The organism is Verrucomicrobiia bacterium (genome assembly GCA_019694135.1).
Taxonomy (GTDB): domain Bacteria; phylum Verrucomicrobiota; class Verrucomicrobiia; order JADLBR01; family JAIBCM01; genus JAIBCM01.
The window spans coordinates 98,931-112,334 of sequence record JAIBCM010000004.1; the positions used below are offsets into that span (position 1 = coordinate 98,931).

A 13,404-nucleotide genomic window follows, 5' to 3' on the forward strand; every position below is an offset into this window, starting at 1 on the left:
TCTGACATTTTGCTGAGCGACGATGAATATTCATGAGTATCAAGCTAAAGAACTTCTCGTTAAATTTGGAGTTGCCACGCCACAAGGCTCTGTTGCGGCGACCCCTGACGAGGCTAAGAAAATCGCTCAATCTTTGAATCACCAAGCAACCTGTGTTGTTAAGGCCCAGGTTCATGCGGGAGGCAGAGGCAAGGGCGCTTTTAAAAATGGGTTTAAAGGGGGTGTGCATCTTTGTCGAACACCGGACGAAGTCTATAATGTAGCGGAAAAAATGTTGGGCCAAGTATTAATAACTCATCAAACGGGAGCGGAAGGTCGACTGGTCAGAAAAGTTTTAATTGCTGAGGCGGAAGAGATTCAGCGCGAACTTTATTTTGCGATTTTATTGGATCGCGCAGAAAATTGTCCTGTTATTGTTGCGAGTGAGCAGGGTGGTGTTGATATCGAAAAAGTAGCAGCGGAGACTCCTGAGCTTATTTTCCGAGAAAAAGTTCATCCCTTGTTGGGTTTGCAGGCTTATCAGACTAGAAAGTTGATCAAATTGCTTAATCTCACAGCTGAACAAAGTAAATTAGCGGCGAAACTTTTTTCTAATCTTTATAAACTTTTTATTCAATGCGATTGTAGTTTGGTAGAAATTAATCCTTTAGTTGTTACAAAAAAAGGAGAAGTCAAAGTTTTAGATGCTAAGTTTGGGTTTGATGATAATGCGCTTTATCGTCATCCCGAAATTGCGGCTTATCGGGATTTGGAAGAGGAGGATCCGCGCGAGGTTGAGGCTTCACGCTACAGTTTGAATTACATTGGATTGGATGGAAACATTGCGTGTTTGGTCAATGGCGCGGGTTTAGCGATGGCGACGATGGATATCATTAAATTTTATGGCGGTGAGCCAGCAAACTTTTTAGATGTGGGTGGTGGCGCAACGGAAGAGCAAGTCACCGAAGCGTTTAAAATTTTGATTGCGGATAAAAATGTGCAATCGATTTTAGTTAATATTTTTGGTGGCATTATGCAGTGTGACATCATCGCGCAAGGCATTATTAATGCTGTGAAACATGTGAAACTTTCTGTGCCTTTGGTAGTTCGTTTAGAAGGCACGAATGTGGAAAAGGGCAAAGCGCTTTTAAAAGATTCGCAACTGCCGATCATTGCAGCGAATGATTTGGCTGATGCCGCGCAAAAGGCAGTGGAAGCAGCAAGAGGAGGAAAATAAGATGGCAATTTTAGTGGATAAAAATACTCGCTTGTTGGTGCAAGGGATTACGGGAAAATCGGGTGCTTTCCATGCGCGTGGATGTCGAGATTATGGCACGAACGTGGTGGCGGGGGTGACACCAGGACGTGGTGGTGAAAAATTTGATGATGCGATTCCTGTGTTTGACACGGTTAGTGAAGCGCGTCGCGAGACGAGTTGCAATGCCACAATGATTTTTGTGCCTGCGGCATTTGCTGCGGATTCTATTTTAGAGGCGTTGGATGCGGGTATTGAATTGATTGTTTGTATTACGGAAGGCATTCCAGTTTTGGATATGATGCGAGTGAAAGTAGCCATGCAAGGAAGTAAAAGTCGGTTGATTGGGCCGAATTGTCCCGGCATTATTACGCCGGGCGCTTGTAAAATTGGAATTATGCCGGGCTACATTCATAAGCCGGGAAAAATTGGCGTTGTTTCGCGTAGTGGAACATTAACGTATGAGGCGGTATGGCAGTTAACCCAACGTGGTTACGGTCAATCGACGTGTATTGGAATCGGTGGTGATCCCATTAACGGCACAAGCCATCTCGAAGCGGTTAAACTTTTTAATGAAGATCCTGGAACAGAGGCGATTGTCATGATTGGCGAGATTGGTGGAACTGCCGAAGAAGAGGCGGCAGACTATATTAAGATGCAAGTGAAAAAACCTGTGGTAGCTTTTATTGCTGGGGCAACTGCGCCTGCGGGACGTCGCATGGGTCATGCGGGAGCTATTATTACTGGAGGAAAGGGAACGGCTTCGAGTAAAATTGAGGCGTTGCAAGATGCGGGAATCACAGTGGCGCCGACGCCGGCTGTGATTGGCGAAACGTTGGTGAAACTTTTAAATTAAGGAAGGAATCGGATATGCCAGTAACAGCCAGAGGATTGGAAGGAGTGGTCGCTGCGGAAACGCGCATTGGTGACGTGCGTGGAGAAGAGGGCATTTTGCTTTATTGTGGCTACGATATTAATGAGTTGGCGGGGAAAGTTTCTTATGAGGAAGTGGTTTATTTATTGTGGCATGATCGTTTGCCGAATCGTCTCGAGCTTGACACCCTTTCTAGCGAATTGAAAAACTCACGGGCGTTGCCTAAAGGAGTTATTGATTTTATTAAAAAGGCGCCCAAAAAAGCACAGCCGATCGATATTATGCGGACGGCGGTGAGCATGTTGGGTTGTTACGATTCGCCTCATCCCGAGGATGCGATTGATGCGAATCGTCGCACGGCTATTAAATTAGTTGCGCAAATTGGTGTGGTTGCCGCTTATTTTCATCGTGCGCGCAATGGATTGAGCTTACCGCCTGTGCGTGATGATTTGGGCGAGGCGGCGCATTTTCTTTATTTGTTAACTGGTGAAGAGCCCTCCGCAGAAGCCGAAAAAACTTTGGATATGGCTTATGTCTTGCATGCGGAACATGGGTTAAATGCTTCAACTTTTGCCGCTCGGGTAACCATTTCTACATTGAGCGACATGTATTCGGCGATTACCTCTGCCATTGGCACTTTAAAAGGGCCCTTGCATGGAGGCGCGAATGAAGGTGTGATTCATATGTTGCAAGAAATTGGTTCGCTGGAAGCAGTTGATCAATGGGTGGCTGATGCATTGGCACAGCGGAAAAAGATCATGGGCATTGGTCATCGCGTTTATAAAACGCTGGATCCGCGCGCGCCTCATTTGAAAGCGATGGCAGTGCAACTTTGCAAAAAATTAGGCGAACCGAAATGGATTAAGATGTCGGAACGCATTGCGGAAATCATGAAACAAGAAAAGAATCTCAATGCCAATGTCGATTTTTATTCTGCGACGGTTTATTATAGTTTGGGTATTCCAACAGATCTTTTTACGCCAATATTTGCTATCGCGCGCATGAGCGGGTGGACAGCGCATATTCTGGAGCAACTCGCAGATAATCGGCTTTATCGACCACTAAGTGATTACATTGGTAAACCGTTTGGATTAAAAGTGGTGCCGATTGAAAAACGTTAAGAAGACGTTTTTTGATTAATTTCAGTCCAAGTTTTGAAATGGGTTTTGACTAATTTTTTAACGGGTTCTTCTCCTAATTTTTCGATGAGTTCAGTGGCTATTTGTTTTACGCGACTGGAGGCGCCTAAGGGTAAGTTTGTTTGCAGTTGTCGGCCTTTGTTTTCCAACCATTGAACAAAGGAAGCGCGCGCGAGAATGGAAGCGGCTGCTACAACGGGATCGCTTTCAGCGCGATGTTGTTGGTGAACATGAATGGTTTTACCTTTAGCTCCCAAATATTTTTTGATTGTCCAGCTTGTGCGAGCAAATTGATCGCAAACTGCGCGTTCGCAGGGGATGATTTCTAAGAGGTTTTCGATGGCTTTGGCGTGGCCCCAGCCTAGAACTTCGTTCACGGAACCCATTTTTTTTTGGAGCTCGTTATATTTTTCTGGAGAAATGGGAATGATTTGGAAGCGTACCGACTGTATTTGTTTAATGGCTTCAGCTAATTGAATGATCTTTTTGTCCGAGGTGATGGCTTTACTGTCGCGAATGCCAAGTTCTTGAAAAGTTTTAATGGTGGCTGTGTCTGCGTAAACACCTGCTATTACCAGCGGTCCAAAAAAATCGCCTTTCCCGCTTTCATCCACGCCAATGTGAGGAATAAAATGTTCAGGATTGTGATGCTCTTCGTAACCCAATTTGGCTTCGCCTAAGATTTCAGGTTCCAAAGTGAACTCAATAAAATCTTTTGCTTCTTTGCCTTGAATCACGCATTTTCCGGATTGATAAGCCGCAACTTGAATTTTATTTTTCGAAGCTTTGAAGTGTGCATAGGGAAGGGTGGAAAACTCAAATTCGCGCTGTTGAAGCAACGTTTTCAATTTTTCGATTTGCGCCGAAGTTAATGCAATCGTATAGGTATGGGGTTCCGGCATGCAAAGAGTAAAGCGTAAAGACAGTTTGAAATCCAACGGATTCTCTGTGCCCTGGTCGAGTCGGGAAATGGCTCAATTTAGAAAAAAAATATTAACTTGGTATAAAGCGAATCAACGTGATTTACCATGGCGGCGCACGCGGGATCCCTATGCGATTGCGGTTTCTGAGATTATGTTGCAGCAGACTCAGGTGGCGACGGTGATTCCTTATTTTAATCGTTGGTTAAAACAATTTCCCACTTGGCAGACTTTGGCAAGAGCTTCTGAAGAAAAAGTTTTAAAGATGTGGGAGGGGTTAGGTTATTATCAACGCGCGCGAAATTTGCATGCTGCGGCCAAGCACGTGGTTAAACAATATGGCGGTCAACTTCCCGCGGATTGGGAGGCGATTTATCAATTGCCTGGCATGGGGCGTTACACGGCGGGCGCGATTGCGAGTATTGCGTTTTCTTTGAAAAAACCGGTTTTGGACGGGAATGTGATTCGTGTTTTGTCGCGTCTGATGGATTTGCAGGAGCCAGTGAATGAGCGTTGTGTTCAAGATAAATTGTGGCAATGGGTGGAAGAATTAGTGCCTTGGAAAGAGCCTGGAATTTTTAATCAAGCGCTTATGGAGTTGGGGGCGATGTTATGCACAAAGAGATCTCCAGCTTGTGGCTTGTGTCCTTTGCGTTTTTTATGTCGTGCAAAAAATCCCAAAAATTTACCTTACAAAAGTCAAAAAACTTTTTTTACCTCACGAGTTGAAAATGTTGCGATTTCTTTTAATAAAGAATTTATCTGGATGAAAAAACAAGAATCTACCCAGCGTTGGAAAGGCTTGTGGTGTTTTCCTGAGATTCAAAAAATCCCAGCGGCTAGGCCGTGGCGCGAATTGCTTTATTCCATCACTCGATATCGTGTGACTTTGCGGGCTTATTTTTCGTCGGTTTTTTTGCCGAACTGTAAAGAAATTTCATGGGCTCAATTACAAAATTTGCCCATGCCCTCACCGCACCGTAAGCTGGCCGATATTTTGATGAAAGAAAGGAAAGGGGATTGAAAATGAAGTATTGGTTAGTAAAACAGGAGCCGGAAAGTTATTCTTGGCAAGATTTTGTTAAAGATGGAAAGACGGCTTGGACAGGGGTAAGGAATTTTCAAGCGCGCAATTTTTTACGGGCAATGAGATGTGATGATTATGTGTTATTTTATCATAGTGTCACAGATAAAAAGGTAGTTGGGATCGCTCAAGTAACCCGAGAGGCTTATCCTGATCCTACCGCGAAAGGTGTGGGTAACTGGGCTTGTGTTGATCTAGTGCCGATTAAAGCTTTGACAGAACCGGTCTCTCTAGACATAATCAAGAAGGAGCCTGAGCTTAAAGAAATTCTATTAATTCGACAATCTCGTCTATCTGTTATGCCGGTGGAAGTTGCACAATTCAAAAAAGTAGTTAAAATGAGCAAAACGAATTTTTCTGTTTAACATTAAGAAATAAGGAAAGAATTTTTCTGGAAATAAAGAAATGAAAAAAGGAAAAAATCTGGAAGGGGGTGAATAAGCATGTTGGAAGGTATTGTCAAATGGTTTGACACGAAAAAAGGCTTTGGATTCATTGCTCCTAATAATGGTGGTAAAGATGTTTTTGTGCATTTTTCTGCTATTTATGGAGATGGCTTCAAAAATCTAGAAGAGGGTGATCACGTTCGTTACGAAATCATCGCTTCGGATAAAGGCCCCAAAGCTAGTCGTGTGGAAAAAGTTTAAAGGTTTTTAAATATTGAGAGTAGCGCAGAAGTGTTAAATAAGAGTTGAAAGATAGCGTTCTGTTTCAATTGCTGCGGCGCAACCTGTTCCGGCTGCAGTGATGGCCTGACGATAAACAGAATCAGCAACGTCGCCCGCGGCAAATATGCCAGGTATTGAAGTGCGGGTGCCTGTTTTCAACTTGATATAACCTTCTTCGTTTCTATCAAGCTGGTCAACAAAGAGTGAAGTATTGGGAATTAACCCAATCGCGATAAAAACGCCGGCGCACTCCAGTTGACTGATACTTTTGTCTAAGGTGTTTTGTAATTTTACGCCCGTGACACGGTCTTGTGTCACATCCAAAATTTCCGTTACGATAGAATTCCAAACTGGCTGAATTTTTTCATGAGCTAAAGCGCGTTCCTGCATAATCTGGGAAGCGCGTAATTCATCGCGACGATGAACTAAGTAAACTTTGGAGGCAAAATGGGTTAAATACAAAGCTTCTTCCAAAGCAGAGTCTCCACCGCCTACCACGACCAAAGGTTGATTGCGAAACATGGGCAAAGCGCCATCGCACGTGGCGCAATAAGTCACCCCTTTTTTATCGAGAAGTTTTTCGCTTTCCAAACCCAGATGACGGTGAGAGGCACCCGTGGCGATGATTAGGCTATGCGACAAAATTTCTTCGCTTTCTTTCCAGAGACGAAAAGGATGTTGCGAAAAATCGACTTTCTCGATTTCGCCAAATTGCACCTCTGCGCCGAAACGTTCAGCTTGTTTTTGCATGAGGGTCATCAATTGAAAACCGTCTATTCCTTCGGGAAATCCCGGGTAGTTTTCTACAATGCTGGTGGTGGTGAGTAAACCGCCCGGCATTTTGCCGGTTAAAACCAAAGGTTTCAAGTTGGCGCGCGCGGTATAAATTGCCGCGGTTAATCCAGCGCAACCCGTTCCCAAAATGGTGACTTTTCTTACATTTGCACTCATCATGAAAGACTATAGCGTTGCTGAGTTGCATATCCAGCGTCTTTTGTTTATGAATAAAAGTATGGATAGATTAGAAAAAATTTGGGATTTGCAAGAAGTGCTCAATCATCGGCTTGGCATTCAAACCGGTGCACTTAGTAGAGAAGAAAAACAAAAATGGGTTTTGAACTACTGTCGAGCGATGGGTCAGGAAATTGCCGAATTAACGGATAGCATTCCGTGGAAATGGTGGGCGAAATATCAAACTTTTGATGAGCAAAATGCGCGAGTGGAAGTGATCGACCTTTTTCATTTCCTGATTTCTATTGCGCAAGTTTTGGATATGAGTCCGGAAGATCTTTATCAAGCTTATCTCAAGAAAAATGAGGTAAATAACAAACGTCAAGATACCGGTTATCATGTAAAAGATGAACATGATTCCAAACACATCTAAAAACAATATTGTTTGTTAAGAGGGGCAGAGGGCTCGCTTGACTGATCCTTGATTGTTTGGGATTTAGCTTTTTATTTATATGGTCTTGGACTGTCGATGAGGTAAGAACCGATAAATCGAGCCGACAAGTAAACTCAATGTTGTCGCAACGAGACAACCTGTTACGGGAAATCGGATTTCAAAAAGATAAGCCAAAAAGGCGCTAATAATATACCAGTCTATGATAAAAAAGAACCAGGCAAAGAGTGGCCAAGGCCAAGCGTTTCTTATGCTGAACCATAGCAGGAAAAAAATAACGCTTAACCATAAGATCCAAATCAAGAAATTTGGAGTGAATGTGACTGCTTTTTTATTGTAAATCGCATGCCAGGCAAGAAGTTGAACTTCGGCGGGCGATAGCAATCCGACTGCGGTTGTGATGGGTTGATAAATATTGGTTGCGCTTCGGCTTACCATCACGAATTTTTCTTTTAGTTGATCCATATTCCAAGAGGACGGTTGAAACCGATTCGTTGTGGGCAGGCTGGCAGCCAGCACTAAAGAGTCTAAACCTATTCTTTTGATTCGTAACGCATCGGCAGGGTGGGTTTTAATCCACATGCGACATTGATCGTCGACAGGAATTTTAAATAATTTTTTCCCTCTTCTTTCGATAATAATTTTATTTTTTTTCCATTGCACATCGGCTGGAGTCAATCTTTCGTTTTGTAAAACGCATTGCAAAATAAAAGAAGGATAAAGGTTAGTGCCCCATCGAAAAGCGAGTGGCACATTTCTTAAGACATTGGAAGGTTCTATGGGTAAGTTATTAAATCCTAAAGCAGCCTGAGTAGAAAAAGTTTCTAAAGGGAAAAAACCGCCATTGTAAGAAGGCATGAGCTTGAATTGTTGTGTTTTTAATTTTAAATTTTCTATGGGCTGGTTATCAATCGCAGGTTCTTGTGTTTGAAGCGCACTGGCTGCCAAGACAACGCCTGGAGTGCGTTGAATTTGGTTGATAAAAGCATTATCGAAAGCAGTATAGTTCGGATCGCGTTCTGAAAGGATCATTTCGAAACCTACACCTCGCACGTCTCGACCTCGCAAGGTTTGTAAGAGGGTGGCATAAGGCAAACGCGAAAATGGCCATTGACCTTCCCCATAAGTGTTGAGGGTGCTGGCATCGATTTCTACTGCGACGATATTAGTTAAAAAAATAGGGCGAGAGCTGCCGAGTGATTGTAGCTTATCCCATTGTTTGTTTTCCCAAGTTTGCCATAAGCCAGAACGATCTAAAAACAAAACCAGTAAGAAAATAATAAGTCCGAAAATATACCAACTTGAAAACAAAAACGAAAAACGTTGATTTTGCGTTTGTTGTTTTAACCAGACCAACGCTTCACTTCTATTTTTCAATTTGCCCTCCAATTGTAAGTCATATGCTTTTTGTAGTAATTTTCCTACTTCTGGCCCTGGTGCGATATTCTGTGCTAATACATCTTTGCCATTAAGAAAACCTCGAGGTTTGATTTCTTCTTGAGAAAAATTTTCCCAATGTTGTTTTAAAAACTCATAAATTTTTAGATCGCCGTGCGAACTGAGACAGTCTACCCGATGCAGTTCTAACTCTTCAAAAAACGTTTCTCGAGATAAGAACCGTTTTAATGTGCTGAGACGCATTTGAGGCGCATCTTTGAAACTCATATGATTAGCCACCATGGCAACAATGCGTTCGGATTGTGCGTTAGAAAATCGTAGGCGAGTTAAAATCTTTTTTGACATCGCGGCGCTTACGCTTTCATGGCCGTTGAACCGGATGCGACCGGTGGCATCGACAGTATAAGTTGCGGGTTTTCCGATGTCATGCAGTAACACAGCCCAAACCAAAGATTCGTCGCGCTGCTGGAGATGGCTCAACATGAGTCTGACATGCACGAAAACATCGCCTTCAGGATGGAATTGAGGAGGTTGCTCGACGCCTTTTAATGCTTCGACTTCGGGTAAGATAACTTTTAGCAATCCACTGTGGTCTAATAAATCAAAACCTTTCACCAGATTGGGGCCAGTTGCCCATTTCTTGAATTCTTCGCGAATTCTTTCTGGACTAACCTGGTTAATGGTGGAGGCTTCGGCTTGCAAAGCTTGCCAGGTGTTGGGTTCTATCTGAAAATTTAAAGCGCCCGCAATTCGAACTGCGCGCAGCAAACGTAATTTATCTTCCGCGAAACGTTCTTTGGGGTCACCTACAGCGCAAATCATTTTATTTTCGAGATCTTTTTGACCTCCGACAAAATCCAAAACACGGTTGGTGACAGGATCAAAAAAGAGAGCATTGATGGTGAAATCGCGTCGATGTGCGTCTTGTTCCACACTAGAAAAAGTGACCGATTCGGGGCGTCGTCCATCGATGTAGAGATTATCTTTACGAAAGGTTGCGACTTCGATGTGACACCCTTTTTCTTTAACAATGACGACGCCAAAACTTTTTCCTACTAAATCACTTTTCCCAGGAAAGAGGGCTTCGACTTCTTCGGGTCGCGCGCTGGTAGCAATATCGTAATCAGTAGGGGTAATGCCCAAGAGTTGGTCGCGCACGCAGCCACCGGCAAAGTAAGCCTCAAACCCTTTGCTTTGTAAAAGGCGTAGAATTTTTTCGGCGATGTCTCTCATTGGTGAGCCGTTACTTTATTCGTTCTAAGCTCTTTTGGACAACGATAAAAAATATAAAGTAAGCCACCAATGAGTGCGAGAATAACTGCCAGAATCCAATAGGTTAAAGAGAAGATAAAAGCTTTTTCTTCACCGATATGAGCTCCGCGAAAGAGTAGTAAAAAAGCTGTTTCGCGCAGACCCAAGCCTGAGATGGTGATGGGTAAGGTAATGACGGCGTTCACTATCGGCATCATTCCCGTCATTAATAAAAAGGGAATAGGTAAAGAAAATGCGCGCGCTAAAAAGTAGCCACAAAAAATCAAACTCAAATGCACGCCGATCGATAAGATAAAGCAGACGCTGATTAAAGTTTTGCCTTTCTGTAAGCAAATTTCCAGAGCTTGATCCATTTGTTCGAGAAGATTTTTTCCCCAAGACCAACGTTTGATAAGATGAAATAAGCCCCAATTTTTTTTTCTGAAAAGTAGAGCGCTAAGTAATCCTATCATGCCGGCTCCTAACATGGTTGATAAGAACAAAACAAAAATTTTGCTTTCCGGCTCTTGAGAAAGCCATCGCCAACTCAAAGGTAGGGCGCAGAATGCTAAAGCGCACAATCCTAAAAACCCTAAAATGCGATCCAGAAAAATGCTAAAGAGCGCGGGAGTTTTTTTTATTTTTTTTATTTGAAAAAGGTAAAAGGCGCGCGCGGCATCGCCACCAATCACTCCTATTGAAAAAATAGAAAAAAATAGACCAATAAAGCCTATTGCCAAGGTGTGAACAAAACCTAAGTGAATATCTTGTGTTTTTAATAGAAAATGCCAACGAGCAATGCCGATGATAATTGATATTGCGGCTGTGAGCAGAGATAACCAAAACCAGTTCCATTGAAGATTTTCCCATTCTGTGCGCCAACGTTCCAGGGTGAGTGGAAAGCGATAAAAGAGAAGCGCTAATAATCCTAGCGAAAAAACGATTTTTAGAGCAATCATGATGCCGCGTTTCATAGTGTCTCAAATTTTTTTAATTCTTTAACACTTTGGTGAATGTCTTCTTGTGATACTTTAGGATGAAATTCTAAAACCCAAGGAATATTAGTGGGGAGTTGCGGTAGAAAAAGTTGCCACGCTACATTTCCTTTTCCTATAGCTTGATGATCGTGCGAAGGAAAAAAGGCGTCGTGAATATGACAGCCACCGAGATGGGATTGTTGTTGGGAAAACCGCTCCCAATGGTTGATCCAACCTTTTTCTTGTTTGAGTTGAGCATGGCCAAAATCGTGCCAATAAACGACTGTGTCGGAAGGGTAGCGGCGCCATATGTTTTCTAGTTCTTCTTCAAATGGTAGCTCTCCAAAATAAAGTCGATTTTCAATGCCGAGTTTGATTTTTTTACTTTGCGCGTAAGAAACAATGGGCTGTAAACATTCATGCACTCGATTCCAAAGGGGAGCCACTTGCTTTTGCCGTAGTGTAACTAGTTTCAATTTACAATCTACAGCGCTACTTTTTTTGCTTTGGGTCAAAGCCTCTAATAAAAAGCGCTCTTCTTTTTCAGAAAATAATGAACCAAGATGAAGCACGACATGTGAAGCGTCTACTTGTTCTGCAAAATCAATCGTCTCTTTGGTTTTTTGCACGGCTCGTTTTCGATCGGCTTGATGGGAGGATGTGTAAGGCAAAAAATCGGGCGCATCTTTTTGCATGCCGGCCGGTAGGGGACAGTAATTATGAACGCTACTGATTCGCAAAGCGCTTTTGTTCAGATGTTTTAAAATGCCTGGCATGAGTTCGGCGCGAATGCCGTGTCCAAGTTCTACCAATTGGAATCCTAGGGTTTCGATTTCTCGGAGCATGGAGCCGCCTTTATTATGTCGATGAGCATTCCAACTGGTTGAAAAAGCGATCACATTACATTGATAGTTAATAAAAAACCCGGTCGATTGTGGAATGACCGGGTTTTAAAATTTTACCACTGAATTATAAAGAGAAATTTCCCCAATAATTAATGCGCGGCGTTTTTAATTTGCGACGCTTTCTTTCACTGGGTTTCTCATAATTCTTGCGCAAACGTGCTTCACGAAGCGTTCCTTCGCGATCGAGTTTTCTTTTCAATCGGCGCAACGCTTTTTCTACAGATTCACCTTTTTTTAAACGAACTTCACTCACTCGTGTTCACCTCGACTCTCTCTATTCTCATTTATCATTTAGACGAATTAATATCCCCTAATCATCGGCTATAAAGGGTGGTTCTGTCAAACAAAGCCTTAAAAATTTATATCTAATTAATTATGAATATCTTATGATTAATTTAATTCATTAATTAAACGATTTTTTCAGTTTTTTTAGCTCTTCTAAGTTCAATTTTCGCCATTTTCCGGCCGGTAAATGGTCTAAAAGGATGGGGCCTACTTGTGTCCGAACTAATTTTTTTACTTCGTATCCTAACTGAAAAAATTGCTGGCGAATCTGACGTTTAATCCCCTGGCTTAAAATCACTTTTACAGTTTTTCCGCTTAAAGCATGAATCGCATCGAACTTGGCGCGTTTTCCTTCCACCCAACTTCCTTTTAATAGACGAGTGCTCTTTTGAAAATCAAAAGCTTTATCCAAAGTGGCCCGATAAATTTTACTGACATGATAGCGTGGATGCGAAAATTGCTGCGCTAAATAACCATCATTAGTTAACAACAATAGCCCTTCACTTTCCGCATCCAATCGCCCAACGTAAAATAACGATTTAAACTCAACCGGCAATAAATCGTAAATGGAACGGAAAGAGCCTTCCGATTTTTTGGAGCAGACGAATCCACGCGGTTTATTAAAAGCAATGACTATCTTTTCTTGCTTGAGGCGAACTTCTTTCCCATCACAAATGACTTGATCTTGGGACTTAACTCGTGTCGCTAAAGAAGTGATTTTCTTGCCATTAACCCAAACTAGACCATCGCGAATCAATCGTTCGCAAGAACGGCGCGATCCTAATCCTGCTGAGGCTAGAAATTGATTGAGCCGCAGATGCGAGCCTTGCGGCATAAATTTTTATTTATTCAGGTTTAGTTTTGCGCAACCCGGTCACGCGATCGCCAGGTTTCCATTGACCGCGCTTTTTTAATAATTCAACCCGCTCGAATCGCTTGAGCACACTTTTTTTGGCAGCCATGGCGCCTTGACTCTTTAAACTACGATGTTGTGACATAACTTTTACTCTTTCAAAATTTTTAAGGATCATGAAAAAAAATCCCCATTTCGACAAGCAAATTTCCCGAAGTAAAGGGTTGATTAAAAAATTAACTAGCAAAATGCCCGAGGCGGGACTCGAACCCGCACGCCCTTGCGAGCACAGGATTTTAAGTCCTGTGTGTCTGCCATTCCACCACTCGGGCTAGCTAAAATAGATAGCTCACGATTAGTTTTTCTAACGGTGAGATCTCTAAACGCTATATAAAGAATGAAAATGAAATGCAA

15 protein-coding genes and 1 tRNA gene are annotated in these 13,404 nt (G+C 42.6%); 7 read left to right on the forward strand and 9 right to left on the reverse strand.

The features are described from left to right. The first annotated feature begins 22 nt into the window (after positions 1-22). Genes sucC through K1X66_07080 form a run of 3 tightly spaced genes read left to right on the forward strand, consistent with a single transcriptional unit; the run spans position 23 to position 3,229 of the window. Entirely contained in the window at positions 23-1,216 is a 1,194-nt protein-coding gene (gene sucC / locus K1X66_07070; GenBank protein MBX7158130.1) for an ADP-forming succinate--CoA ligase subunit beta, read from the forward strand. 1 nt (position 1,217) lies between these two features. After that, positions 1,218-2,090, forward strand: coding sequence for a succinate--CoA ligase subunit alpha (gene sucD, locus K1X66_07075; protein MBX7158131.1), 873 nt, complete (start codon positions 1,218-1,220; stop codon positions 2,088-2,090). Between the two features lie 14 nt (positions 2,091-2,104). Continuing rightward, the gene (locus tag K1X66_07080) at positions 2,105-3,229 is read left to right on the forward strand and encodes a citrate synthase (protein MBX7158132.1); all 1,125 of its coding nucleotides are present in this window, start codon (positions 2,105-2,107) and stop codon (positions 3,227-3,229) included. On the opposite strand, the gene rnhC is transcribed toward K1X66_07080, so the two are convergent. Next, positions 3,226-4,149: a ribonuclease HIII gene (gene rnhC / locus K1X66_07085; GenBank protein ID MBX7158133.1), complete on the reverse strand. Its 924-nt coding sequence runs from the start codon at positions 4,147-4,149 to the stop codon at positions 3,226-3,228. The two genes, K1X66_07080 and rnhC, sit on opposite strands and share 4 nt — an antisense overlap. On the opposite strand from rnhC, the gene mutY reads away from it, so the two are divergent. The 3 genes from mutY to K1X66_07100 all read left to right on the forward strand — a co-directional run bounded on the left by mutY (position 4,148) and on the right by K1X66_07100 (position 5,898). Continuing rightward, positions 4,148-5,191, forward strand: coding sequence for an A/G-specific adenine glycosylase (gene mutY / locus K1X66_07090; GenBank protein ID MBX7158134.1), 1,044 nt, complete (start codon positions 4,148-4,150; stop codon positions 5,189-5,191). The two genes, rnhC and mutY, sit on opposite strands and share 2 nt — an antisense overlap. Before the next feature lie 2 nt (positions 5,192-5,193). Beyond that, positions 5,194-5,616: an EVE domain-containing protein gene (locus K1X66_07095; protein MBX7158135.1), complete on the forward strand. Its 423-nt coding sequence runs from the start codon at positions 5,194-5,196 to the stop codon at positions 5,614-5,616. A 78-nt stretch (positions 5,617-5,694) separates the two neighbouring features. Then, entirely contained in the window at positions 5,695-5,898 is a 204-nt protein-coding gene (locus tag K1X66_07100) for a cold-shock protein (GenBank protein ID MBX7158136.1), read from the forward strand. Between the two features lie 33 nt (positions 5,899-5,931). Here the strand turns inward: K1X66_07100 and trxB are convergent, their stop codons facing one another. Beyond that, positions 5,932-6,870, reverse strand: a complete 939-nt coding sequence (gene trxB, locus K1X66_07105) for a thioredoxin-disulfide reductase (protein MBX7158137.1) — start codon at positions 6,868-6,870, stop codon at positions 5,932-5,934. Between the two features lie 61 nt (positions 6,871-6,931). On the opposite strand from trxB, the gene K1X66_07110 reads away from it, so the two are divergent. Then, the gene (locus tag K1X66_07110; GenBank protein ID MBX7158138.1) at positions 6,932-7,303 is read left to right on the forward strand and encodes a dUTPase; all 372 of its coding nucleotides are present in this window, start codon (positions 6,932-6,934) and stop codon (positions 7,301-7,303) included. Positions 7,304-7,378: 75 nt separating this feature from the next. On the opposite strand, the gene K1X66_07115 is transcribed toward K1X66_07110, so the two are convergent. From K1X66_07115 to K1X66_07145, 7 genes are all read right to left on the reverse strand, one after another. Beyond that, a complete protein-coding gene (locus tag K1X66_07115; GenBank protein ID MBX7158139.1) occupies positions 7,379-9,952 on the reverse strand; it encodes a CHASE2 domain-containing protein in 2,574 nt (857 codons plus the stop codon). After that, positions 9,949-10,944 carry a flippase-like domain-containing protein gene (locus K1X66_07120; GenBank protein MBX7158140.1) on the reverse strand — a complete coding sequence of 332 codons (996 nt, stop codon included), beginning with the start codon at positions 10,942-10,944 and terminating at the stop codon, positions 9,949-9,951. The genes K1X66_07115 and K1X66_07120 overlap by 4 nt, the downstream gene beginning before the upstream one ends. After that, the gene (locus K1X66_07125) at positions 10,941-11,846 is read right to left on the reverse strand and encodes a sugar phosphate isomerase/epimerase (GenBank protein ID MBX7158141.1); all 906 of its coding nucleotides are present in this window, start codon (positions 11,844-11,846) and stop codon (positions 10,941-10,943) included. Before K1X66_07125 ends, K1X66_07120 begins: the two co-directional genes overlap by 4 nt. Before the next feature lie 70 nt (positions 11,847-11,916). Beyond that, a complete protein-coding gene (gene rpsU, locus K1X66_07130) occupies positions 11,917-12,105 on the reverse strand; it encodes a 30S ribosomal protein S21 (protein MBX7158142.1) in 189 nt (62 codons plus the stop codon). 150 nt (positions 12,106-12,255) lie between these two features. Continuing rightward, positions 12,256-12,972 carry an rRNA pseudouridine synthase gene (locus K1X66_07135; GenBank protein ID MBX7158143.1) on the reverse strand — a complete coding sequence of 239 codons (717 nt, stop codon included), beginning with the start codon at positions 12,970-12,972 and terminating at the stop codon, positions 12,256-12,258. Positions 12,973-12,982: 10 nt separating this feature from the next. Then, positions 12,983-13,135, reverse strand: coding sequence for a small basic protein (locus K1X66_07140; protein MBX7158144.1), 153 nt, complete (start codon positions 13,133-13,135; stop codon positions 12,983-12,985). A 104-nt stretch (positions 13,136-13,239) separates the two neighbouring features. Then, positions 13,240-13,322, reverse strand: a tRNA-Leu gene (locus K1X66_07145). Positions 13,323-13,404: the final 82 nt, after the last annotated feature.